Raw genomic sequence first — 24,334 nt, 5'->3', positions numbered from 1 at the left:
CCATAAACTGCGAGAATTTCCATCAGGGTATGGGCTGAATAAGGGGTAACGGGGTGCAAAATCTTATTCTGATCGGAGCGGGCGCCGGGCTTGCGGGGCTCTTTTTCGGCTGGCTCGGCGGCGCATGGACCGCCCGCCGCAAATACCGGGAACAGGCGGAAGAGGTTCTCGGCGAAGTCGTGCGGCTGCGGGCGACGGCCGAGGAAAAGCTCTCCGGCGACGATCCGGATTTCGATGCGCTTATCGATAATTTCCAGACGGCCGTCACCGGCGCCTATGACGCCATTCAAGCGATGGAAAATCAGGTCAAGATCACCAAAGTCAAAAGCGAAGGCAGCCGCCAGGTGATCGCTTCTTCCGCACAGATCATCCGCATGATCGAAGATCAGGCCGGTCTTGACGGCGCGCCAGTGGACATTACACCAAAAACAAAAGCGCCTCGCCTTGCGGCGAAAAAGAAAGCCTAGGACCAAAAGATCAAATCATTATGGCGCCAATTCGCATCGCCATGCTTTCAGGACCGCGCAACATCTCCACAACGATGATGCGCAGCTTTGAAAACCGTGACGATTGCGTCGTTGCGGATGAACCTTTTTACGCCTGTTATCTGAAAGCGAGCGGCGCCAACCATCCGCTGAGAGAAGAAACCCTCGCCGCGCAATCATCGGACTGGAAAACGGTCGCGGCGCAATTAAACGCGCGCGAGGGCGCCGCATACAGTTTCGAAAAACATATCAGTTTTCATTTCGCCTTCGCGCCGGATTTCGACTGGCTACAGGGCGCGCGGATTTTTCATCTGATCCGCGACCCCCGCGCCATGGTCGCGTCCTATAAAAACAAGCTCGACAACGTAACGCCCATCATCGACTCCTACCGCATCCAGCGGCGTCTTTATGAGCAAAAGCCCGCGCCGGTCATCGATGCTGCTGATGTTCTAAGAGCGCCCGCGGCGACGCTGCGCGCGCTCTGCACGGCGCTCGGCATGCCGTTTTCGGAAAAGATGTTGTCCTGGCCAGCGGGGCCGCGCGACAGCGACGGCGCCTGGGCCCCGCACTGGTATGACGCCGTCAACGCCTCAACTGGCTTCAAGCCTTACAAAGCGCACGAGTTGCGTCTTTCGCGAGACCTGGAAGACATCGCAAGAGCCTGTAAAAGTGATTATGATTTTTTCCACAGCCGAACGCTCGTCATCTGACTGGTGACAATTGCGCAACGCTTGCGCATCTTTCGTGTCGCGGTTGCATTTCGCAGTCATCAAACTTTCATTTTATGTTTAAGCTCTGTTTCCCGAAGCCGCTGGCACGCGGCGTGGGCAATTAGCTTTCGGGAAAAATATTCAATGACACGATCAACACTTCCGGCGCGCGCAGCGCTCGCCGCTGGCGTTTCTGCAATCGCTCTTACAGCGAGCCCCGTTTACGCACAGGGCGGCCTCGACACCATCATCGTCACCGCGCAAAAGCGCGAAGAAAACCAGCAGGAAGTGCCGATTTCCGTTGAAACCCTGTCAGGCGATCGCTTCGCCGGAATTCAGGCCGCCGGCGAAGACATTCTTGCGCTCTCTGCACGGGTGCCGAGCCTTTACGCCGAGTCCTCCAATGGCCGTCTTGCGCCGCGCTTTTACATTCGCGGTCTCGGCAATGTCGATTTCGATGTCGCCGCTTCGCAACCGGTCTCCATCGTCATGGACGATGTGGTTATGGAAAATGTCGTCCTGAAAAGCGCGCCATTGTTTGATATTCAGCAAGTCGAAGTGTCCCGTGGGCCGCAAGGCACGCTCTTCGGCCGCAACACGCCGGCCGGCGTCGTGAAGTTCACGACTGTGAAGCCGTCCGACGACTTCGACGCGATCGCGCAGGTCGCCTATGGCACTTTCAACACGGTGACCGCGCAGGGCGGTATTGGCGGGCCGATCATCGCCGACATCTTGTCCGTGCGCCTTTCGGGTCTTTATCAGCGCCGCGACGACTGGATCGATAATGGCGTCACTGGCGAAGACGATGTGATGGGCGGTTTTGAGGAACTCGCCGGGCGGTTGCAGGTCTTGTTCACGCCGACGGAAGCTGTGAGCCTCCTCCTCAATGTTCATGGCCGGGACTATGAAGGCACATCAGCCCTCTTCCGCGCCAACATCTTGAGCCCGGGCAGCAGCGAACTGAACGGGAATTTCAAGCGCGACACCGTCTGGTATGACGGCGGCGCCAACAACCCCCAGGAATCAGACGGTTGGGGCGGATCGGCGAAACTCGATTGGGATCTCGGCGGCGTTACCTTCACTTCGATTACCGGTTATGAAACCGCGTCAAGCAGCAGCCGCGGCGATATTGACGGCGGCGCATTTCTGCCCGGCGGCTCGTTCCCCGGTTTCATCCCCTTCCCGTCCGACACACAGGATTCCATCGACGACCTTGATCAGTTCACCCAGGAAATCCGCCTCGCCTCGAGCGGCGACAATGTCCTCGATTGGCAGATCGGGTTCTACTATTTCGACTCCGACGCGCTCGTATCGACGGTCGGCGACGGTTTCCCGCCGCTGACGACCCTGCGTCATCAGAACGAAAGCTGGGCCGTCTTCGGTCAGGGCTCATATGATCTCACCGATCAATTCACGATCACGGCGGGCGTGCGCTACACCGAGGATGATCGCGACTTCAGCGCCGTCACTTTGCCGCCGCTGGTGACAGTCAATCCGACCTCTGCATCCGATGACGATTTCTCGTGGGATGTGAGCGCGCTTTATAAAGTGACAGACGGCTTCAACATCTATGCGCGGGTCGCGCGCGGCTTCCGCGGTCCGACGATCCAGGGCCGCGACGTCGCTTTCGCCGCCTTCTCTGGCTCGGTCGACCCGCAAACGGTGGCGACGTCGGAAACGATCCTCTCCTATGAAGCCGGCTTCAAATCGGAGCTGCTCGACAACCGCGTGCGCCTGAACGCTGACGCCTATTACTACACGGTCGACGACCAGCAATTCTCGATCATCGGCGGCGCCGGCAATATCAATCAGGTTGTGAACGCCGACAAAGGCGTCGGCTGGGGATTTGAAGCCGATGCGGAGGCTGCGCTGTCAGAAAATTTCTATATCGGCGCAGGCTTCAGCTACAACAACACCGAGATCAAGGACGCCTTGCTCGCCACGGCGCCTTGCGGCTCCGGAGCCTGCACCGTGCTGGACCCGTTAAACGGCCTCGGACAGGCGCTGATTGACGGCAATCCGTTCCCCAACGCCCCAGAGCTCACCTTCAACGTGTTTGCTGAATATACCGTGCCGTTCCGCGATCACGGCGAGTTCTTCGCCAACACCGACTGGGCGGTTCAGGGCAAGACGAATTTCTTCCTCTATGAATCCGCCGAGTTCCAATCGAGCGGCAACACCGAAGGCGGACTTCGCATTGGCTACCGCGCCGAAAGCGGCGCTTATGAAGCCGCTTTCTTCGCCCGCAATATTCTCGATGCGGAAAACCTGAAAGGCGGCATCGACTTCAACAACCTGACCGGCTTTGTCAATGAACCGCGCATTGTCGGCTTCCAGTTGACGGTCCGTAACTGACGAAAGCGGTGAGTAGAAAAATAACCCCGGCGCAAATCTTTGCGCCGGGGTTTTTCATTGCATCCGAGGGAAAGGCTTACTCTTCCGCCATCGCCGCCTTGTAGACGGACTGCTTCGGCGCTTCAAAAAGCTTCATCACCATCGGCTCAAACGCCTCCAGCGGCATGGAGTCATAGTTTGGATCAAAAGCCGCCTGATCGTACTTTTCGCAAAATTCCGCCGTGTGCTGAAAATAGTCATGATCGCGGAACTGATCGCGCATATCGCGGTCCATGCCGAGATAGTGAAAGAAATAATAGCCTTGAAAGATCCCGTGCTTTTCAACCATCCAGTGATTTTTTTCCGACACAAACGGCTTCAATATCGCCGCCGCTATATCCGGGTGATTATAGGCGCCGAGCGTATCGCCGATATCGTGCAATAGCGCACAGACCACATATTCCTCATCGCGCCCGTCGCGATGGGCGCGCGTCGCCGTTTGCAGACAATGTTCCAGCCGGTCCACCGGGAATCCGCCATAATCGCCTTTCAACAGCCGCAAATGGTCCAGCACCCGGGCGCCGCCTTTCGCTGCAAAAGGCGCAAACTGGCTGGCGATGACCATCCAGTCTTCCTGCGTGCCTTCGGTCATGGCGTGAAACTTGGCGCGCGGCGCGCCGACATCTCCGTGGTCAGGCATGAACATCTCCTCCGGCTTTGATTTCGTTGCGGGCAAGATTACAGTTTTTGAACCACAAGATTCAACTATCAGGCGCAGGCTTCAAGGAAAGGTGCAGGACGGGTGATCGCAAGGCTGGCGACAACGCTGACGGGGATCGTGCTCATGCTTTACGGGCTGATCGCCGCCTTCTCCCCGCTGCCGCTGGGCGCGCCGCTGGTCATTCTCGGTCTCATCATGATTGCGGCGGCGAACCCGGCCGCCCGCCCCCTGATCCTCGCTATGCGGCGGCGCTGGCGCTGGTTCGACTTTCTGGTGCGCAAGGCCGCGCGCCATTCACCCAAGCGTTACCATGAAACGTTTGAGGACACCGATCCGGCGACCCATCCCGCCCCGCCGGAAAAAGATGGTTAAGCTTGAGGCCCGGTTGATTTTTAACTGCAACAGATGACGCCGTGATGATAAAAGCCGGTCATGAGCGTTTCCGTCTGTATCTTTGCGCGTAATGAAGAACGGCTTTTGCCGCGTAGCGTCGGTGCGCTTGACGCCGCCGGGCTAGGCGTCAACGACACTGCGCATATCCTTGTTAATGGCTGTACGGACGATACGGCCGGCACGGCAAGATCCCTTGCAACGGCAGACCGCCGCATCACTGCGCATGAGCTTCCTATAGGCGACAAAGCCAACGCCTGGAACGACTATGTTCATCGCCATGCCGACCCGGCGATCCCTGTCCATGTGTTCACGGATGGCGACGTCACAGCGAGCGAAGGCGCCATTACAGCGCTCGGCGCCGCGCTTGAAGCCTCACCCGACGCCTATGGCGCGGCGGCGCTGCCCGCCGCCGGCCGCAGCCGGCGAGACTGGGCGACGCTGCTTCTGGCGAACAATTATCTCAGCGGCAATCTCTACGCCCTTTCCGGCGCGGCCATCGCCGCCTTCCGGCGTCAGTCTTTGCGCCTTCCTTTCGGCGCCAAAGGCGAAGACGGGCTCATTACGTATCTGTTGCTGACGGACCTCAAGGGCGGGCCTGACGACAGCCACACCCAGCGCATCGTGATCGCTGAAGACGCCACTTTCGAATTTGACTCGCTGCAGGCGAACTGGCGGGATCTCAGCCTTTATCGCCGCCGTCTGCGCCGCTATTCGGAGCGGCATTTCCAGAAACAAGTGCTCTACCGCCTTCTCAAAAAGGATGGCGTTACAGCGATGCCGGAAACGATTTACGAGATTTATACGCAAGAGGCGCTGGCGACATTGCGCCCGCGCCTCGATCCTGTGAATTACTGGTTTGACGCCGCAACATTGAAGCGCTTGCGCGCAAAACAAATGCTCGCTGGCGTCCCGTCTTAGACGACAGTCTTAGGCGGCTTCTTTTTCGACCTGGGTGAATTCCAGCTCCACCGGCGTGGCGCGGCCGAAGATCGAGACAGCAACCTTAACGCGCTCGGCGTCTTCGTCGACTTCTTCGACAACACCGGAGAAGGATGCGAAGGGTCCGTCGGTGACGCGCACATTCTCGCCGATTTCGAAGGTGATGGTCGAGCGCGGACGGGTTTCGCCTTCTTCGATGACGCCGCGAATGCGGTCCACTTCCTTTTGCGGCACGGGCATGGGTTTGTTGCCGGAGCCGAGGAAGCCGGTCACCTTCGGGGTTTCCTTGATGAGGTGGTAGGTTTCGTCGTTAAGCGTCATCTTGACGAGCACATAGCCCGGGAAGAAACGGCGCTCCGTATTGATCTTGCGGCCGCGGCGCACTTCGGTGACCTCTTCAGTCGGCACGAAGACTTCCTCGATTAAATGGTCGAGGCCTTTATCCTTCGCGGAGACCTGAATCGATTCAGCGACTTTCTTTTCGAAATTCGAATATGCGTGAACGATATACCAGTTGCTCGCCATGCCAGTGATCCGTTTGTTGATTTGTTAGTTGCTGGAGCCGACGCAGTCGATGGGCAGGCCCGTGCAGACAGCCAAGCGCAATACCTGATCCACGCCGAAGAAAAACAGCGCCATGATCGCCACCATGATCAACACCATCGTGGTCGAGACAAGCGTTTCATTACGCGTTGTCCATGTGACTTTTGCAGCTTCGTTCCGGACCTGCTGGATGAACTCCATCGGGCTGGTGCGTTTTTTCTTTTTGACTTCGGTCGCCTTGCCTTCGATGACCTCGGCTTCGCCTGCCGGTTTTTTCTTCTTCGCCATATCTCGCCGCCTTATATTCCGGGACTTAAGGGCCAATTCCCGATTTCCCTCCGGACACAGCTTCTCGTGCGCGGGTCCCGCGCTTTGAAGAATCTCCAGAGGATTTCGGAAGACGCCGCTCTAGGTAAACCTTTTCGCGAGCCCGTCAAGGAGGCTTTCGGCCGGGGTCCGAAAATCACTGGTCCCCATCACTGGCCGGCAGGGGCCTCATCATGGGTCATCAGGGCCTTCCAGGAGCGGGCATAGGGGTTGGTCGCCCCCAACTCGCCCTCATTCCACGGCGCGCCAATGGGGCCTGCGAGGACGTAATTTGAGAGGATAATCCCCGGAAACGCCTCCGCCAGCGCCTTGTTGATCTCGTAATTGACGCGCCCGCCATGCTCGCCCCAGAGAAATTCCCGATATTCCTCCTGGGTCATGCCGTGTTCGACACAGCCGCGGTTCGGATCCCACGTCTTGCAGGGCCGGCCGAAATGAGACCCGCCCTCATAGGCGCCGATCAGCCGCACGCCATATTGCGCGCCTTGCGCAGCGGCGCCGCGAAACAGCTTCAGCACATTGGCGCGCGTGCCTTCCTGCCGATCACTGCCATTCAGAAAGAAATTCTCCAGGGCGTCGAAGTCGCTCGTATCGACGCCATAATCGGCCGGCGACCGCCAGCCCCAATAGGACGCCACGGAAACCCCGAAGCCCGGGGCGTGATCAGCCCAGCGCTCGCCCTTTTTGTCCATATAGGCCTTGGCGCCGCGAAGCGCCGCCCCGGTCAGCTCCACATAAGCCGCCTGGCCTTCGATCACATAGGTAATGTTCTGTTCGCGGTCCGCCCGTTCCAGCGCGCCATCCAGGGCCAGCTTGAACCGCGCCATGAGCGCCCCATAGCCCTCGCGCAAACCGTTATGCTCAGGAATCTCAAGCCATGGGGCAAGGCCCCAGCCCATACGCTGCGCATAGGTGGTGGTCAGGAAATACTGGCCTGCGAAATTCCAGACTTCATTGGCGAGGGAGACATAAAGCGGACGATCCGCCGGATAGCCGCTCGCGATCAGCGCCTCAACAAAAGCATCCGCGTAGCGGTCCCACTCTTCGCTTTCGATGACATTGACCGCATCGTCTTTCGCGGCGTCGGAAAACCGCGCCGCCCAGTGAGGAAAGGGATCGTCGCCCGCAAAGTCGAACAGCGGCGCCGGCGCGCCGAGTGTAATGGGCGCCTGAAACCAGACGCTCTTGCCGCTCTCGGTCCCGAGCCGAAACGTCGCCTCGATGGGCATGCCCTGCAGGGGGCTTGGATATTTGAATTGCGGTTCGCCTTGCGCGTTGCCAGCATCCGAGGTCGCCCAGTAAGGCGTCGCCATGGTCGCCATGTCTTCAATGGACCGGATCGTCGTGGAATTCACCGACTGAAGATCCATTGTGCGAATAACGTCATACCCTGAGAGCGCCTCAAGGAACGCCGGATTGTAGATCTTTCCAGCTTTGATCGCGTCTTCATTTTCCGCACGATAAAGCTTGAGGGATTTCAGCGGACCATTGAGGCGCCGGATCTGAATGCGCGAATGATCCGGCGTCTTGCCGCGCTTGAAGTCGCGCGTGAAAACAATGCGGTTTTTCCCGTCCCGCCATTGCATCTCGCGCGGAAGATATTCGATCCAGAAATCCGCGTCGCCTTCCCATTCAAGCACCCAGTCGCCGTCCCAGTGCAGGGCCATCTCCGGCGTATTGCCCGGAAAATAAATGCCGCCATTGAGCCATTTTCCATTAGGCAGACGCGAAGGCAGCAATGTCGTTTTGTCGACGATCCCGGCCGCGATCATCTGGCCGGTATCCATGCCGCCGCCTTCCCAGACAACAACGCTGCCATTCAAAAGATTGGCGAACGGCTCTTCCATGTTGAAAGCCGCCGGATACCACGGCCCCGCCTGAAGCAACGGCCCTTGCGGCTTTGATGTCTTAGCCGAGGCTGATATCTGGGCGCTAAGCTGGGCACGCGCGTCCGCGAGGCCGTCATTAACAGCGGTTTGAGGTTGGGGCTCCGCCGCCGTGGAATCGCCGCCGGCGCCGCAGGCGACCGTCCCCATGACGAAAAAGGCGGCGGCGAGAACTCTCAAACTGCGCGACATGAAACTGTCTCCGGTCATGATCCTGATGCCAATCCTAGCAAGGTTCGCGCCCCGACGGCAAAAGCCGGAAAGGCCGTTAACCTATAATACCGGCCGCCGCGTGGAATTTCACCTCAAGCCTATTGAAAGCGCCGGGTTACGGCCTTAATGCAAGGGCTGGCCTAGGGGTGTAGCTCAGTTGGTAGAGCATCGGTCTCCAAAACCGAGGGTCGTGGGTTCGAGTCCCTCCGCCCCTGCCAGTTTCAGCCCTGAAGCCAGTCAAGCACCGCTTCCGCCGCCATTTCCGCCGCCGGGCGCGTTTCCCCTGTCCAGCCACGGACAATCTCAGGCAAAGCGGCAAGCTGCGCCTCACGCTCCGGCCCGCCGTTCAAAAGCGGGATCAGCGCCGGCGCCATCAGCTCCGCCCGGCAGCGCCGCTGGAGGAATTCAGGGATCACCTCCCGGCCCGCCGAGATATTCGCGAGCGCAGCATGACGGATCGTGAAGATCGCCCGCGCCCAGATCTCGGTGATCAGGTCGACCTTATAGGCGACCACCTGGGGCGTACCCATGATGGCGAGTTCGGCCGCCGCGGTGCCTGACGCCGCCAGCGCAGCATCGGCCGCCGCGAAGGCGTCGGGCCGGTCATCGCCCTCAATAATGACCGGGCGCCCGGGCCAGCCGGTGAGATAGTCTGGAAGGTCGGCGACCACCGACGGCGCCGCCGGAATGACGACCCGCAGATCGGGAACCGCCTCGGCGGCGCGTTTGACCGTCTCGCGGAACGGCTCGCCCAGCCGTTTCAACTCGCTGGCCCGGCTGCCCGGCAACACGGCGAGCAACGGCCCCTCTCCAAGATCATAGCGTTGCCGGAACCCGGCGCGGTCGATGACCCGGTCGCGCGCCGCCTGAAACCCCGGATGGCCGACAAAACGCGCGCGGGCGCCGGCGGCTTCGAACAGCGGCGTTTCAAACTCGAACAAGCACATAACGCCGTCAAAAAGCGCCGCCGCCTTTTGCGCGCGTTTCGGACGGGACGCCCAGACCTGCGGCGCCACATATTTAAATCGCTTCACCGCCGGCGCCTTGCGCGCGAATTTTTCCGCAGCGATGCGGGCGAACGACCAACTGTCGATGAAAATAGCCGCGTCCGGCTTTTCTTCTGCGGCGAGCGCTGCAAGCGCATCTGCGGCCTTCAACGCACGCGGCAACAGGCTTAAAGCGGCGGCGGGACCGAGCACGGAAAAGGGCGTGATGTCGAAAAGACTTTTCAGCCCTTCTTTTTCCATCAAGGCGCCGCCGCAGCCGATAAACTGAACATCGGCGCGCAAGTTCCGGAGCGCTTTCATCAGCGCCGCCCCAAGCGCATCCGCAGAAGGCTCAAGTGCGCAAAGAAGAATTTTCATCGCCGCCTTCCTTTAGAGCCCAACTGAGCACCTGCCAGAGCTCCGCAAAGTCGGCTTGACAGGCGTTCGCCGGCCAAAACACGATACGTCTCGGGCTCTAAAACAAAAGAATAAGAGCCTGGCGCCGCATCGTGTTTTGGCTGGCGGACGTCTGATCATTATGATTTTTGCTCCCTTGCCAGATTTTAAGCCAGGCTCTTAGCGGGGCGCGACTTCCTGCGCCGTAAATCCGTAAACGAACAATCCCACCTCGTCTGCAAGCGCAGCAACCTCTTCGGCGTCGATAATGAGCGCCACGCCAGCCTCGACGGCGACGCCAGCAAGCCCGGCCCTGGCTGCTCGGCGAACCGTCTCAGCGCCAATCACCGGCAAGTCGATGCGCAGCTCCTGACCCGGTTTCGGCCGTTTGACGAGAACGCCGCCCTGGCTAACCCCGTTATGAAGCGCCGCACAGCGGTCGAGCATGGCGTCCGTCCCCTCCGCCGCCTCGATCGCCAGAACGAGACCATTGGCGACAACCGCGCCCTGCCCGACATCGAAAGGCCCCAGGGCGTGAACGATTTCAGCGGCCTTGCGCATATCCGCAAAATTGGCTTCTTCGGGCGTTCGGGCGCCAAAAGCGCCGGGCCGAACGGTCAATTCCTGCACGGCCTCCTCCACGCCGATGACAATCAGCCCCTCGGATTCAAGGGTTTCAACAAGTACAGACAGGATCGCGCCGTCTCCGCGGGCCGCCGCCGTGATAATCTTCGGCAACAGCGCCGCGCCGCGCCAGTCCGCTTTCAGAGCGGAAAAGTCAGGACGCTGAACAATGCCTGCGAAGACGGCGGCATCGCAGTTTTCCTGTTTCAGAATGCGAATGATTTTGCCCGCTTCGCCAATGGCGCAATCATCGCCTGGCGCATCCGCAAGCGCAGGATCCGCCACGCCCGCCAGACGGATGACATGATGGTCGGCGCCTTGTGCGGCGCAGGCCGCCGCAATGCGCACTGGCAACGCGCCGCCGCCTGCAATGACGCCAAGCTTGCGCCAACGCGCCATCAGTCCTCTCGCGCCGCCGGCATCAGCGGTCTTGCCTTTCCGGTGTCGATAAAATCGACGAGACGGCTGACTTCAGGGCTCGATCCAAATTTATCGCGTACGAGCTCAAGACGCTCCTTGAAGACGGCGTCCCCGTAAAACAGAAGACGGTAGGCTGCGCGCAAATCATGGATCGCGGCCCGGGAAAAACCGCGCCGTTTCAGCCCCACCACATTCAAACCGACAAGCCGGGCGTGATTGCCGACCGCCGATGCGTAGGGAATGATGTCGCTCGTCACGGCCGCGCAACCGCCCACGAAGGAATGTTCGCCAATCCGGCAATGCTGGTGAATGGCGCACATGCCGCCGAGAAACGCCTGATCGCCAATATGCACATGTCCACCGACGGCGGCGGCGTTGGCGAGAATGACCTTGTCGCCGACCTGGCAGTCATGGGCGATATGCGAGCCCACCATGAAAAACCCGCCGTCGCCGACGCTGGTCAAGGCGCCGCCCGCAACCGTGCCCCGGTGCATTGTCACATGTTCGCGAATGATATTGTCCGCGCCGATGACAAGCCGGGCGCCGTCACCCTTGCAGCCAAGATGCTGCGGCGGCTCGCCAAGAACGCAATAAGGATAAACCTGCGTGCGGGGTCCAATCTCCGTCGGCCCTTCAATCACCACATGGCTTTTCAGGATGGCGCCGTCATGGATCTTCACGCCGTCGCCGACATGGCAGAAAGGGCCAATTTCGGCGTCGCCGATTTCGGCGCCTTTTTCGATTATGGCGGTAGGATGGACTCTCATGAAAATTCTCAGACCGACTGCGCCAGCATGGCGGAGAATTGCGCTTCGGCGACCTTCTTGCCTTCGACCGTCGCAACGCCTTCAAAACGCCAGACCGGCGGACGACGCTGAACGGTCCTGACCGCAATTCTTACCTGATCCCCCGGCACGACCGGACGGCGGAAGCGCGCCTTGTCGACGCCCATGAACAAAACAATCTTCCCTTCTGTGTCGAGATTTTCCGTATACGACGTATAGGCCGCAGCAGTCTGCGCCATCGCCTCGATCATAAAGACCCCGGGCAAGACCGGCTTTTCCGGAAAGTGGCCCTGAAAAATCGGCTCCCCATAAGAGACGTTCTTGATCCCCACAGCGCCTTCGCCCGGCACGATATCCACCAGCCGGTCCACAAGCAGGATGGGATAACGATGAGGCAGGATCTGCATCAGCTCATCCACTTCCAGGACGCTTTTTCCGGGCTCAATTTTGGACATGGGGCTATCCGTTCCTCTTCTTTGTCATTTTCGCCAGCGCCGCCGTTTCGCGCAACCACTCCTTTATGGGTCGCGCCGGCCGGCCGCCCCATGTTTCCCCCGCCGGAACATCGCGCATCAGGCCCGATCCCGCCGCAAGCATGGCGCCGGCGCCAATCGTCAAATGATCGGCAAGCCCGACCTGCCCCCCCATCATGACACCGTCGCCAATGACGCAACTTCCTGAAACGCCGCACTGGGCGGCGATGACGCAATTGCGCCCAAGGCGGACGTTGTGGCCGATTTGCACAAGATTGTCGATCTTGGTTCCGTCGCCAATGATGGTGTCCTCAAGGGCGCCGCGGTCAATCGTGGTGTTCGCCCCAATCTCGACGTCGGCGCCAAGGACCACGCGCCCGAGCTGGGGCACTTTTACGAGACCTGACGGGCCCGGAACAAAACCAAAGCCCGACTGGCCAAGCCGTGCGCCCGGAAGGATCCGCGCGCGGGGCCCGATCAACGCATGACTTATTGAAACGTCATGGCCGATGACGGCGCCGGCGCCGATGACGACGCCAGGCCCGATATAAGCTCCGGGCCCGATTTCCGCATCGTCGGCGATCTCAGCCGAACCGTCGATAAAGGCGGCGCTATGAGCGCCCCTGGGCCGGACTTTCATCCCGTCGCCGGGCTTCAACGGCCGGTGAAGCCGCGCGCCGAGAAGGGCGAACCCAAGACGCGGGCTTTTCACAAGTGCGACCGCGCCGGAAAGACCGGCCGCAGCCTGCTCTGAACCTTCCGGCGCTAAACATAATCCAAAGCGTTTCCCGGCAAGCGCGGAGAGCCCGTTTGGTTTTTCACAATAAACGACAGCGCCGTCGTCATCCGCAGCGCCCAGCGCGGCCACATGAGTGAGCGTTGCTTTGGCCTCTCCGGAGACAAGCCGGGCGCCGACGATCTCCGTTGCGTCAGCAACGCTCAGCGGCGCTAAGGTTTCAAAAAATCGGCTGTCCGGCATGGATGCCCTCATCCCTGAAACACGAAACGGCCGACGCTCGCGCCGGCCGCTCCGTTAAAGTTCCAAAACGTACAACTTACTTCTTGTTGGCCGCCTGAGCCTTCGCCTGCGCTTCCGAGATCTGTTTTTCAAGATCGGCGAGCGAAACTTTCTCAACGTCAACAGAAGGGAATTTCTTGTCGAGCGCCGCAATGACTTCCTGAGTCACATCGGTTTCCGGCGCTGCATACATCACCGCCGACCGGTCGAGAAGGATCGTAGCCCCCCGCTTGTCGACGATGTCTTTGAGGATCGGCTGGCTTTCAACGAGGATTTTCGCTTGCGCCTGCTGCACAGCCGCCGAAAAGGCCTGCTCCATGATCTGGACGCGCTGCGGCAACCCGTACTGATAGCGCGCGCCGAGTTCCTGCTCGGTTTTCTTGCGCACTTCTTCAGACATCAAAGACGCATTTTTCTGGAAGCTCTCTATGTCTTTCTTGAGCTTTTCAGCTTCCGCCTCCAGCTCTTTTTCGACGCTTTTTTTCACGTCTTCAGCCTGGCCCGGAATCGTCTTGCCCGCTTTCGTCTGGGAGACGATCTGCGCACGATCAACGATCAGAATAACCGGCGCCTTGCCAGAGCTTTGCGCTTCGGCGCTGCTGATCATTGCTCCACCGGCAAACCCTGCAGCCGCGAGCATGGCTGCGCCCATAATCGCAATAGCTTGTTTCTTCATCTTACACCTCTACCTAAAAGTTGGTCCCCGCGCTGAAACGGAACCCCTCCGTCTGGTCGTAATCTTCTTTGCGGATAATTTTGGCGAAATCAAAGCGAACCGGCCCGAAAGGCGAATCCCAGCTCACTGAAACACCGGCTGTCACCCGCAGCGACAGGTCGTCTCGTATCGGCGCAAATTCCCGGCCATTCACACCCGTCGTCAGGTCCTGGTCCGCATCCACGAAAAACTGCGGATTTTCGTTCAACAGCTTTGTCGAGTCATCGACCAGGCCGACTGTGCCGAAATCGCTGAACAAGGACGCTCGAATGCCATACTGGTCCGGCAAAGGCAATGGCAGCAGGATTTCCGCGGTGCCGATGGCGTAAGCCTTGGCGCCGATGGACTGGCCAAGAAGATCGCCGGTTTCAGGGTCGACGCGCGTCACGTAACGCGGCCCCACGCCAGCCACCTCAAAGCCCCGGAACGTGGAAGCGCCTTCAAAGAAGCGGTCCGACAGCCGTACGCCGTCCCCGCCCCATCCGTCGATATAGCCGACCCGGCCCTTCAAGGAGCCGATGAAGTCACCGATGATCGGATGATACCAGGCGCCGTTGAGTTCAGTCTGGTAATAATTGACGTCGCCGCCAAGGCCCGCAATGCCGATGCTCGCGCCGCCGCGCCAGCCGCGCCGCGGTGTGATCGGGTCGTCGCGTGTGTCGAAATTAACGCTCACGCCAACGAGCGAGGTCAAGAAATCGCCGCGCGATTCGCAGGTCGGCGTCAGGGATTGAGCGGCGAAATCGCAGATATTCGCCACGACATTGTTACCGCTAATGTCGTTGCCGTTAATGTCTTGCCCTGTTGTTGGCGTGATGCTTGTTGGCATTGCGCCCGCCACAAGGACAGAGAAAGGATCGGCGGGATCGGCAACAAAGATGGCGTTTTCCGTATCGATCTTCACGCTGTCATGGGTCAACAGATAATTCAGCCCGCCGCGACCATATTCAGAGATCTGGAACCCGGCGTTGAGGCCGAAACCGATCCTGTTGCGGATGAAGCCCGCCTCGCGATAGTCCGTGCGCTGATTGAATACCGAGCCGCCGGCCGCAAGGTTGCGGTCAAGGAAGTATGGCTGCGTGAAACGGATATCGACCTGACGCGTGCGAGACGAAGCCTGCACCCGGAAGCGCAGATACTGGCCCCGCCCGAGAAGGTTTCTTTCTTCAACGGAAACATCGACGATAAAATTCTCGGTCGAGGAAATACCGACGCCAAGGCTGAGCGAGCCGGTCGATTGCTCTTCCACATTGACGTCAAGCTCGGTGCGGTCCGGCGCCGAGCCCGGCTTCTCCTCAATCGTCACTTCCTTGAAGTAACCGAGGGAGCGCACGCGCGCTCTCGACCGGTCGACAAGCACGCGGTTAAAGGCGTCGCCTTCCGCAAGACGGATTTCGCGGCGGATAATCTTGTCGAGCGTGCGCGCGTTGCCCTTGATGTTGATGCGATCGACATAAACCCGCGGACCTTCGTTCACTTCGAAAGTCAGGTCGATCGTATTTGAATCTTCGTGGCGAATAAGCCGCTGATTGACGTCAACGAACGCATAGCCCGCCGTACCGGTCGCAAAGGTGATCGATTCAACCGCCTTTTCCACGCGCTCGGAGTCGAAAGTCTGCCCCTCCTTGATAGGAACAAAATTCTCAAGCGCCTCAGCGTTGAGCTTGGCGAGCGTCGTCTTCACACGCACATCGCCGACGGTGTATTTCGGCCCTTCATCCACCTTGAAGGTGATGAAGAAGTCTTTCCGGTCAGGCGTCAGCTCGGCGACCGCGGAAACAACCTGAAAATCGGCGTATCCATTCTTGCCGTAATGCTCGCGCAGAAGCTGGCGCTCATATTCGAGGCGGTCGGGATCGTAGTTGTCGTAATTGGTGAAGAACCGCCACCAGCGGCTTTCCTTGGTCAGGACCACGCCGCGCAACTCGTTGTCGGTAAAGACCTCGTTGCCGATGAAGTTGACCTTGGCGATGCCGGTTTTCGGGCCCTCGTCGATTTCGAAGATGACATCGATGCGGTTCTGCTCCAGCGGCTTCACCTTGGGCGTAACGATGGTCGCGAAACGGCCCTTGGCGCGATAGAGCTCGATAATCTTTTGAACGTCGGCCTGAACCTTCGCGCGCGTATAAACAGAGCGCGGCGAGAGCTGAAGCTCGGGCTCAAGTTTGTCGTTCTTGATTCGCCGGTTGCCCTCGTAAATCACCTGATTGACGATCGGGTTCTCAACGACGGTGATGAGCAACACATTGTTGGGCTGCATCTCTAGCTGGACGTCAGAGAAAAGGCCGGTGCGAAACAGCGTCTTCAGCGACAGGTCAAGCAATTCCTGATCGGCAGGCATGCCAGGCTGCAACGGCAGATAGGAACCGACCGTGTCCGCTTCGATGCGCTGGTTGCCGGCGACGCGCACGCCCTGAATGATCGGCGCCGGCGTCGGCCGGAAGAGGTCTTCCGCCGTCAAAGACGGCTGCGGCGCGGATTCTTGTTGCACGGGCTGCTGTTGTGCGACGGCGAAGCTGCACATAGCCAGCATCGACGCCATGATCGCAGCGGCTGCGCGTCCGATGCTCGCGCGTCCAATAATCGCGCGTATAACCCCGCCCCCCGACTTGTACAAACTCATGCCGCCGCCCTAGCTGATAGATGAAAGGAGATTATTGATATCGTTCCAGGTCACAAAGATCATGAGCGACGCCAAGAGGACGACACCCAAACGAAAACCAAACGCCTGCGCCTGGGCCCCCAAAGGCCGCCCAGCGATGGCTTCGTATGCGTAATACATAAGATGACCGCCGTCGAGAACCGGCACTGGCATCAAATTCAGGAATCCAATGGAGACCGACACAACCGCTGCGAGAAAAATGAAATCGACGAGGCTCGCACGCAACTTCAACAAGAAGCCTGGCGGCTCCCGGTAGGACGAATCATCAAAGCCCGACATCACCGATTGACCGGCATATTGGGCCATTTTGATTGGCCCGCCGAGCTGGCTCGCATCTTCCTTGCCGAGCACGATCTTGCCGATATAGCGGACCGTAAGCTCTAATATCCTGCCAAGCTCGCCGAATCCTGCGGAGACGGCTTCAATCGGCCCGTATTTGCGGAAAGTGAAATCCTGCGCCGACGGGCCGACAATCCCGAGACGCCAGCTTTCGATCTTGTTGCCGTAGCGGTCCGTGTTTTCGATTCGGGTGGCCGCCGCCGTGATCGCGACCGTCTCACCGCCACGATCAACTTCAAAGCGGATTTCATCGCCGCCGCTCACGAGCACAGCGTCAGCGACATCGCCAAACTCGGCGACCTGACGCCCGTTGACCGTAACGATTCGGTCGCCCGGCAGGAAACCGGCCTCGGCGGCGGCGCTGTCCGTGGTGACATCCATGACCATCGGCTCGACGATCACGCGCCCAAGACTCATATAAAGCCCTGCGAAAATCACGACGGCGAGCACAAAATTCGCAATCGGTCCCGCGGCGACAACCGCGGCGCGCACCCAGACCGGTTTGAAATGAAAACAGACCTTGCGGTCTTCGGCGCTCATCCCGCCGGCGATTTCCTCCGCCTCGCGCGGACCGGGAAACTGCGTCGTCGCAGGTTTCTGCGCTGCTTCTGCGGGCCCCTGAGACGCAGCGTTCAAGTCGCCGAAAAATTTGACGTAACCGCCAAGCGGTAAGGCGGATATCCGCCATTGCGTGCCCTTGCGGTCAATCCATTGCAGAATGGGCTTGCCGAAGCCGATGGAAAAAACATCGACCTTCACGCCAAGCATGCGCGCAACGGAGAAGTGACCGTATTCATGAAAGAATACGATGATCATCAGCAAAGCGATGAAAGCGATGATCGAAATCGGCAGGATTAGGAGCGTTTCCAGCATGAACCTGTCAGTCGGCGACCTTTTTTTCGTTATTCCACTACTTACGCCGCCGCACGCGCGGCGACACATTCTTCCGCCATGGCCCGCGCGCTCGCGTCGGCGTCCATGACTTCCTCCAGCGTGGATAAGCTCGCTGGTCCGTTGAGTCGCCCCGATCTATCCAGTACCTGCTCGGAAATTGCGGCGATATCAAGAAATTTGATCCCTCCGGCCAGGAAAGCCGCGACCGCGATCTCGTTTGCGGCGTTCAGGACAGCCGGCATCACGCCCCCGGCGGAGATCGCCTCACGCGCCAACCTAAGCGCTGGAAAGCGAATTAAATCAGGATCTTCAAAGGTCAGTTTGGCGACTTTTGCGAAGTTGAGCTGAGCGCTTGGGCTCGGCGTTCTCTTGGGCCAGGCGAGCGTGGTCGCGATGGGCGTTCGCATATCCGGAGTGCCGAGCTGCGCCAGCACCGACCCGTCCACATACTCAACCATGGAGTGAATCACCGACTGCGGGTGGACGAGAATTTCGATCTTTTCATGATCGACCGGAAAGATATGCGCCGCTTCGATCAGCTCCAGCCCCTTGTTCATCATGGTCGCGGAATCAACCGAGATCTTCGCGCCCATGGACCAGTTGGGATGGGCCACCGCCTGCGCCGGCGTCGCCTCGCCCATGGCCTCGCGCGTCCAGGACCGGAACGGTCCACCAGACGCTGTCAGGATCAAGCGCGACACGCGCTGCGGCTGATCGAAATCGAAGACCTGAAAAATCGCATTGTGTTCTGAATCGACAGGAAGCAGCGCGCCCCCGCCTTCTCGAATTGCTTTGGTGACGACTTCACCGGCGCAGACAAGACATTCCTTGTTGGCGAGCGCGATGTCAGCGCCGCGCGCCGCGGCTTTCAAGGTAGGCTTTAAGCCGGCGGCGCCGACAATCGCCGCCATCACCCAGTCAGCGTCACGAGACGCCGCCTCTTCCACAGCAGCTTGCCCGGCGCCCGTTTCGATGCCCGTGCCCGCAAGCGCAGCTTTCAGATCGTCGCCCATAGAAGCATCGGCGACAGCGACGAATTTCGGTTTGAACTTTCTCGCCTGCTCGGCGAGCTTTTCCACATTGCGGTTCGCGGTGAGCGCCTCGATTTCGAAATCGGCTTCGCCGAGACCGTCGGCATGCTCAAGCACGCTTAATGTCGACTCGCCGATGGAGCCCGTAGATCCGAGAATCGTAATGCGCCGCCGGGCCTTGGCCCCTTGCGTGTTCTTCATCCCCTGGTCACCCCTGAATCCTTTCCGCCAGCATATAGAGGAGAAGCCCCGCCGTCATCGCCGAAGTGGCGAAAATCATGCCGTCGAGGCGATCCAGCGCCCCGCCATGGCCCGGAATGAAGCCTGAAATGTCCTTGAGGCCGAAATAACGCTTGATTCCCGACTCAAAGAGGTCCCCGAGAACTGACGCCGCCCCAAGCCCCCCGCCAATGACCGCGTAGAGCAGCGCCGCCGCCGGGCCGACCGTCCACGCCCCGAAAACCGCACCGATCAGACAGCCGCCGAGCACCCCGCCGCCGATCCCGGCCCAGGTTTTGGAGGGTGACAGGGCGTAACTGATTTTCGGGCCGCCGATGAATTTCCCGAACAGAAAGGCGCCCGAATCCGCCGCCCAGACGACGCCGTAAAGAAGGAAGGACAATGATCCACCGGACGGCGCATCGAGGCGCAGCCAGACAAGCGCGATGCAGGGAATGATGATGTAGAAGGCGGCGAAGCCCGACCAGACGCCAACGCCGCTATTGCGCTTGGCGAACCAACTGCCGGCAAGCCCGCCGATGGCGGCGGAAAAAAGCGCGGCGTCGTAATTGCCTGCGGCGGCGAAATACATGGCCGCGGCGGATGCAAAGACAAGCGCGTAAAAAGCATTTGTGAAGGTGCGGCGCTCCACCATGCGCGACCATTCAAAGAGCATGATCACGGCCGCAAAAGAGATCATCGCGGCAAAAGCGGCGCCGCCCTGATAAACGGCGGCGACGACAATGGGCATCAAGATGACAGCGGAAAGAATCCGCCTTGTCAGCGCGCCGGCGGACGCAGGTTTCGCGGCGTCCAGTTTGTCAACGGAAGGGGACATGCGCCGGGCCGTCAACCGGCGCCGACGCCGCCATAACGGCGTTCGCGGCGGTAAAACTCTTCAAGCGCGCCGGCGAACACCTCTTTGGTGAAATCGGGCCATAACACATCGAGAAACACATATTCCGCATAAGCCGCCTGCCACAACAGGTAGTTGGAGATGCGTTTTTCGCCGCTGGTGCGGATAACAAGATCCGGGTCCGGAATATCTCTGGTGTCGAGGAAACGTTCGAAAGTTTTTTCCGTAATGTCTTGAGGCGCCATAGCGCCCGATTTCACCGCTTCCGCTGCGGCGCGGGCGGCGCGCGCAATCTCGTCGCGCCCACCGTAATTGAAGGCGATTTGCAGGACGAATTTTGCGTTGTCTTTTGTCTCGCTTTCCGCGCGACTAACGAGCGCTTTCAGATCGAGCGAAAGATTATCCCGGTCGCCGATAATGACGACCTTGCAGCCTTCTTTCTTCAGCTTCGGAAGGTCATCGACAATGAACTGGCGCAACAGCCCCATAAGATCGCGGACTTCCCCCGCAGGACGGCGCCAGTTTTCGGTCGAAAAGGAATAAAGCGTCAGATATTGAAGACCCAGTTCACGGGCCGCCTCCACCGCGCGCCGCGCCGCTTCGACGCCTTCCTTGTGGCCTTCAGTGCGCGCAAGTCCGCGGGCCTTCGCCCAGCGGCCATTGCCGTCCATGATGATCGCGACATGCTTGGGCGCAGGCGCATCGCCTTCAACAGCGCGGGTCGATGGCGCAGGGGCGGCGCTCACCGGACCGCTCCGCAAGGCCATTCGCTCGATACGCTATGAGAGAGTGCACTCAATTTCCTGATCCCATGTTTGAGACGCATGTCTCAGACCTGCATGATCTCCGCTTCTTTGGTCGCGTAAGCGTCGTCGACCTTCTTCACCATTTCATCCGTCAGCTTCTGCACGTCTTCTGAAAGCTTTTTCTGTTGGTCTTCGCCGCCTTCGGCGGATTTCACCGCTTCCATGCCTTCGCGGCGCACATTGCGGATGGCGACCTTGGCCTGCTCCGCATATTTCGCAGCGACCTTGGCGAGCTCCTTGCGCCGCTCCTCGGTAAGCGCAGGGATGGGAATGCGCACATTCTGGCCGTCGACCACGGGATTGACGCCGATGCCAGCCTCGCGAATGGCTTTTTCCACAGCCCCGACAAGACCCTTGTCCCAGACATTGATGGTTATCATGCGCGGCTCCGGCACGGTGATGGTGCCAACCTGCGTCATGGGCATTTTCGACCCGTAGGCGTCGACGTCGATGGGCTCCACCAGCTGCGCATTGGCGCGCCCGGTTCTAAGACCGGAAAATTCCGATTTCAGGGACGCCAGCGCGCCGTCCATACGTTTGCGCAGCTCTTTGATGTCCGTCATGTCGCTCCTGCTCCTTTTTTTCTTATCAACTGATTTTACGTTGAAATTCGGCTCATGTCTTGTCTGGATTATGGCGCTTCATCGCTGATGACCGTTGACGGCCCCTCGCCGGTCAAGGCCCCCACAATCCCGCCGCGCTCGCCGATGGGGAAGACGACGATGGGGATGCCGCTCTCCCGGGTGAGGGAAATGGCCGCCTGATCCATCACTTTCAAGTCGCGCATCAGCACCTCGTGGTAGCTCAGATGCTCGAAACGTTCTGCATTGGGGTCTTTCTTCGGATCGGCCGAATAGACCCCGTCGACCTGCGTCCCCTTCAAGAGGGCGTCACAGCCCATTTCAGCAGCCCGCAACGCCGCCGCCGTGTCCGTCGTGAAAAACGGATTGCCGGTGCCGGCCGCGAAAATCACCACACGATCCTTTTCCATATGGCGCAACGCCCGGCGGCGGATATAGGGCTCGCAGATCGCCGTCATCTCGATCGCAGAGAGGACGCGCGTATAAACCCCGATGCTCTCAAGCGCGTTCTGCACGGCGAGCGCGTTCATGACGGTCGCCAGCATGCCCATATAATCGGCGCTTGCCCGCTCCATCCCTTGCGCGGCGGTGGACATGCCGCGAAAGATGTTGCCGCCGCCGATGACCAGCGACAGCTCGACCCCCAACTCTTTCGCTTCCTTCACCTCCGAGGCGACGCGGCGCACGGTGTCATTGTCGATGCCGTACTGGCCCTTTCCCATCAGCGCCTCGCCGCTGATTTTCAAAAGCACACGCCGAAAACGCAAGGCTTTGCCGGAAGATGCTGGGGCGGAAGACTGAGGCATAAGACCGTGTTCCTTTACTCTGGCGGCTCGCAGGAAGGCGGCGCCACCCTAAGCCCGCCCGGCGGGGAATGGCAGCCCCCTGACGCTGTCAGGCCCCAGTAAAAACGCCGCGGGGGACAGTCTCCCCCCGCGGCGCTTTTGATCCTTTTGCGCGCGGGCGTCAAACGAGCCCGCGAGGCGTTTAGTCTTCGTCGTCGCTTTTCTCGACGCCGTCACCCAGTTCAAGGCGGATAAAGCCAACCAGCTCAATCGGAGCGCCAACATCCTTGGCGGCGTTCTCGATGACTTTGCCGACTTTGGTCTCGCCGTCGATCACAAAGATCTGCTCCAGCAGAACCGATTCCTCATAGAATTTGCGGAGGCGGCCTTCGACCATCTTTTCGATGATGTTCTCCGGCTTGCCGGAAGCGCGCGCCTGTTCGGCGAGAACTTCCTTCTCTTTGTTGACGACCGTCTGATCGAGTTCCTCGATTTTCGCCGACAAAGGACGCGCGGCCGCCACATGCATGGCGATCTGCTTGCCGAGCGCTTCGAGCTTGGCTTTGTCGCCGGACGATTTCAGGCCGACGAGAACGCCGATCTTGCCGGCGCCGTCGGTCACCGGACCGTGGACGTAAGAGGCGACGACGCCTTCATCGACGACAATGCCTTCGGAACGGCGCAAGCCGATATTCTCACCGATCTGGCCGACCATTTCGGCGATATGTTCTTCGACCGACTTGCCCGCGCCCGGATAGGTTTCCGCACGGAGCTTTTGTAGATCGCCAGCGACGCCAATCGCTGTGTTGGCGATGTCGCGCACCATTTTCTGAAACACGTCGTTGCGGGCGACGAAGTCGGTTTCGGAGTTCACCTCAACGACAACGCCTGTTGCGCCCGAAGCGTTCGGCTCCACCGCGATGGCGACAAGGCCTTCGCTTGCGGTGCGGCCAGCTTTCTTCGCCGCCTTGGAAAGACCTTTCTTGCGCAGCCAGTCAACGGCGGCGTCCATGTCGCCGTCGGTTTCCTTAAGAGCGGCCTTGCAGTCCATCATGCCTGCGCCGGTCATCTCGCGAAGTTGCTTCACGGTCGCAGCGGTAATGCCAGACATTGCTGTTCTCCTTTACGTTTCAGTCGTTACGCCGTCAGGCGCTTTAATCGGGTTTTATGACCATAAGGCGACAGGCGGGCCGGAAGGTTTTCCGCGCCCGCATATCACCGCCTGGTCAGCGAATGCTTAGGCGCTTGCTTCTTCGGCCTGGGGCTCTGCAAGCGCCGCTTCAGCGGGAACTTCTTCCATGGCGCCAACATCGACGCCAAGCGCCGCCTGGCTTTCACCGATGCCGTCAATGACCGCATCCGCAACGAGATTGCAGTAGAGCGAAATCGCGCGCGACGCGTCGTCATTGCCCGGGATCACGTAATCGATATTGTCCGGGTCGCAATTGGTGTCGACGACGGCGATGACCGGAATGCCGAGTTTTCTGGCTTCCTGAATGGCGATCGCTTCTTTCTTCACGTCGATGACGAACATAAGGTCCGGCAGACCGCCCATTTCACGGATGCCGCCGAGAGACGCTTCAAGACGGTCGCGTTCGCGGCCCAGCATCATCTGTTCTTTTTTGGTGAGACCGGAAGCTGCGCCGCCGGCGAGCTTTTCTTCCATATCCTTCAGACGACGGATGGATGCGGAGATCGTCTCCCAGTTGGTGAGCGTGCCGCCGAGCCAGCGCACGTTCATGTAATATTGCGCGCAACGCTTCGCCGCTTCCGAAACCGGCCCCTGGGCCTGACGCTTCGTGCCGACGAAAAGAACGCGGCCGCCGCCGGAAACAACGTCACGCACTTTCACCAGGGCCTGGTGAAGCAACGGAACCGTCTGCGACAGATCGAGAATGTGGATGCCATTGCGGTCGCCGAAGATGTAGGATTTCATCTTCGGATTCCAGCGATGGGTTTGGTGTCCGAAATGGACGCCAGCTTCAAGCAGCTGACGCATGGAATATTCTGGCAGCGCCATTAGGTAGTCTCCTTCAGTTTTACCGCCGCGGCGCGTTGAAAACCCGGATTGGCTCTAAAGCCGCCGGATCACCGAAGATCACGCCGCGTGTGAGATGGCGCGCGCTATACGCCCTCTTATCCCCCGGCGCAAGGCGCTGAGGGGCGGAAAATGGCGCTTTTTCGCGGTTTTCG

The 24,334-nt window shown here is 59.7% G+C and carries 24 protein-coding genes and 1 tRNA gene; 6 read left to right on the top strand and 19 right to left on the bottom strand.

What is annotated here, in order from left to right; translation table 11 throughout:
* Positions 1-53 precede the first annotated feature (53 nt).
* The 3 genes from ACFC5L_RS09860 to ACFC5L_RS09850 all read left to right on the top strand — a co-directional run bounded on the left by ACFC5L_RS09860 (position 54) and on the right by ACFC5L_RS09850 (position 3,550).
* Positions 54-467 (top strand): hypothetical protein, encoded by a 414-nt coding sequence (locus tag ACFC5L_RS09860; protein WP_375203112.1) that lies wholly within the window; start codon positions 54-56, stop codon positions 465-467.
* 20 nt (positions 468-487) lie between these two features.
* Positions 488-1,195, top strand: coding sequence for a sulfotransferase-like domain-containing protein (locus tag ACFC5L_RS09855; RefSeq protein ID WP_375203113.1), 708 nt, complete (start codon positions 488-490; stop codon positions 1,193-1,195).
* Positions 1,196-1,339: 144 nt separating this feature from the next.
* Positions 1,340-3,550, top strand: a complete 2,211-nt coding sequence (locus tag ACFC5L_RS09850) for a TonB-dependent receptor (protein WP_375203114.1) — start codon at positions 1,340-1,342, stop codon at positions 3,548-3,550.
* 76 nt (positions 3,551-3,626) lie between these two features.
* Here the strand turns inward: ACFC5L_RS09850 and ACFC5L_RS09845 are convergent, their stop codons facing one another.
* A complete protein-coding gene (locus ACFC5L_RS09845) occupies positions 3,627-4,229 on the bottom strand; it encodes an HD domain-containing protein (RefSeq protein WP_375203115.1) in 603 nt (200 codons plus the stop codon).
* Between the two features lie 102 nt (positions 4,230-4,331).
* On the opposite strand from ACFC5L_RS09845, the gene ACFC5L_RS09840 reads away from it, so the two are divergent.
* Positions 4,332-4,622 (top strand): hypothetical protein, encoded by a 291-nt coding sequence (locus ACFC5L_RS09840; protein WP_375203116.1) that lies wholly within the window; start codon positions 4,332-4,334, stop codon positions 4,620-4,622.
* A gap of 60 nt (positions 4,623-4,682) precedes the next feature.
* Positions 4,683-5,561 carry a hypothetical protein gene (locus tag ACFC5L_RS09835; RefSeq protein WP_375203117.1) on the top strand — a complete coding sequence of 293 codons (879 nt, stop codon included), beginning with the start codon at positions 4,683-4,685 and terminating at the stop codon, positions 5,559-5,561.
* Positions 5,562-5,570: 9 nt separating this feature from the next.
* Here ACFC5L_RS09835 and nusG read toward each other — a convergent pair whose 3' ends face one another.
* The 3 genes from nusG to ACFC5L_RS09820 form a co-directional block, all read right to left on the bottom strand.
* A complete protein-coding gene (gene nusG, locus ACFC5L_RS09830; protein WP_375203118.1) occupies positions 5,571-6,107 on the bottom strand; it encodes a transcription termination/antitermination protein NusG in 537 nt (178 codons plus the stop codon).
* A 24-nt stretch (positions 6,108-6,131) separates the two neighbouring features.
* The gene (secE, locus tag ACFC5L_RS09825) at positions 6,132-6,413 is read right to left on the bottom strand and encodes a preprotein translocase subunit SecE (RefSeq protein ID WP_375203119.1); all 282 of its coding nucleotides are present in this window, start codon (positions 6,411-6,413) and stop codon (positions 6,132-6,134) included.
* Between the two features lie 188 nt (positions 6,414-6,601).
* Positions 6,602-8,548, bottom strand: a complete 1,947-nt coding sequence (locus tag ACFC5L_RS09820) for a hypothetical protein (RefSeq protein ID WP_375203120.1) — start codon at positions 8,546-8,548, stop codon at positions 6,602-6,604.
* 145 nt (positions 8,549-8,693) lie between these two features.
* On the opposite strand from ACFC5L_RS09820, the gene ACFC5L_RS09815 reads away from it, so the two are divergent.
* Positions 8,694-8,769: transfer RNA gene (locus ACFC5L_RS09815), tRNA-Trp, on the top strand.
* 3 nt (positions 8,770-8,772) lie between these two features.
* On the opposite strand, the gene lpxB is transcribed toward ACFC5L_RS09815, so the two are convergent.
* The 15 genes from lpxB to rpsB form a co-directional block, all read right to left on the bottom strand.
* Entirely contained in the window at positions 8,773-9,915 is a 1,143-nt protein-coding gene (gene lpxB / locus ACFC5L_RS09810) for a lipid-A-disaccharide synthase (RefSeq protein WP_375203121.1), read from the bottom strand.
* 198 nt (positions 9,916-10,113) lie between these two features.
* A complete protein-coding gene (locus ACFC5L_RS09805; RefSeq protein WP_375203122.1) occupies positions 10,114-10,905 on the bottom strand; it encodes an LpxI family protein in 792 nt (263 codons plus the stop codon).
* Between the two features lie 50 nt (positions 10,906-10,955).
* A complete protein-coding gene (gene lpxA, locus ACFC5L_RS09800) occupies positions 10,956-11,744 on the bottom strand; it encodes an acyl-ACP--UDP-N-acetylglucosamine O-acyltransferase (protein WP_375203123.1) in 789 nt (262 codons plus the stop codon).
* 8 nt (positions 11,745-11,752) lie between these two features.
* Complete coding sequence (gene fabZ / locus ACFC5L_RS09795) at positions 11,753-12,217, bottom strand: 3-hydroxyacyl-ACP dehydratase FabZ (RefSeq protein ID WP_375203124.1); 465 nt, start codon at positions 12,215-12,217, stop codon at positions 11,753-11,755.
* A 4-nt stretch (positions 12,218-12,221) separates the two neighbouring features.
* Positions 12,222-13,214, bottom strand: a complete 993-nt coding sequence (gene lpxD / locus ACFC5L_RS09790; RefSeq protein ID WP_375203125.1) for a UDP-3-O-(3-hydroxymyristoyl)glucosamine N-acyltransferase — start codon at positions 13,212-13,214, stop codon at positions 12,222-12,224.
* A 76-nt stretch (positions 13,215-13,290) separates the two neighbouring features.
* Positions 13,291-13,929, bottom strand: coding sequence for an OmpH family outer membrane protein (locus ACFC5L_RS09785; RefSeq protein WP_375203126.1), 639 nt, complete (start codon positions 13,927-13,929; stop codon positions 13,291-13,293).
* A gap of 13 nt (positions 13,930-13,942) precedes the next feature.
* Positions 13,943-16,591: an outer membrane protein assembly factor BamA gene (gene bamA / locus ACFC5L_RS09780; RefSeq protein ID WP_375203127.1), complete on the bottom strand. Its 2,649-nt coding sequence runs from the start codon at positions 16,589-16,591 to the stop codon at positions 13,943-13,945.
* Between the two features lie 9 nt (positions 16,592-16,600).
* Entirely contained in the window at positions 16,601-17,842 is a 1,242-nt protein-coding gene (locus tag ACFC5L_RS09775; RefSeq protein WP_375203128.1) for a M50 family metallopeptidase, read from the bottom strand.
* A gap of 41 nt (positions 17,843-17,883) precedes the next feature.
* Entirely contained in the window at positions 17,884-19,095 is a 1,212-nt protein-coding gene (locus tag ACFC5L_RS09770; RefSeq protein WP_375203129.1) for a 1-deoxy-D-xylulose-5-phosphate reductoisomerase, read from the bottom strand.
* A gap of 7 nt (positions 19,096-19,102) precedes the next feature.
* Positions 19,103-19,951, bottom strand: coding sequence for a phosphatidate cytidylyltransferase (locus ACFC5L_RS09765; protein ID WP_375203130.1), 849 nt, complete (start codon positions 19,949-19,951; stop codon positions 19,103-19,105).
* A gap of 11 nt (positions 19,952-19,962) precedes the next feature.
* Positions 19,963-20,715, bottom strand: a complete 753-nt coding sequence (locus ACFC5L_RS09760; RefSeq protein ID WP_375203131.1) for an isoprenyl transferase — start codon at positions 20,713-20,715, stop codon at positions 19,963-19,965.
* A gap of 83 nt (positions 20,716-20,798) precedes the next feature.
* Positions 20,799-21,338, bottom strand: coding sequence for a ribosome recycling factor (gene frr, locus ACFC5L_RS09755; RefSeq protein ID WP_375203132.1), 540 nt, complete (start codon positions 21,336-21,338; stop codon positions 20,799-20,801).
* 68 nt (positions 21,339-21,406) lie between these two features.
* Positions 21,407-22,162 carry a UMP kinase gene (gene pyrH, locus ACFC5L_RS09750; RefSeq protein WP_375203133.1) on the bottom strand — a complete coding sequence of 252 codons (756 nt, stop codon included), beginning with the start codon at positions 22,160-22,162 and terminating at the stop codon, positions 21,407-21,409.
* A gap of 181 nt (positions 22,163-22,343) precedes the next feature.
* On the bottom strand, positions 22,344-23,252 hold the full coding sequence (tsf, locus tag ACFC5L_RS09745; protein ID WP_375203134.1) for a translation elongation factor Ts: 909 nt from the start codon (positions 23,250-23,252) through the stop codon (positions 22,344-22,346).
* A 126-nt stretch (positions 23,253-23,378) separates the two neighbouring features.
* Positions 23,379-24,161, bottom strand: a complete 783-nt coding sequence (gene rpsB / locus ACFC5L_RS09740) for a 30S ribosomal protein S2 (protein WP_375203135.1) — start codon at positions 24,159-24,161, stop codon at positions 23,379-23,381.
* Between the last annotated feature and the right edge of the window lie 173 nt (positions 24,162-24,334).

It is taken from the genome of Hyphococcus sp. (assembly GCF_041986965.1).
GTDB lineage: Bacteria > Pseudomonadota > Alphaproteobacteria > Caulobacterales > Parvularculaceae > Hyphococcus.
This window is presented reverse-complemented; position numbering and strand designations above follow the sequence as displayed.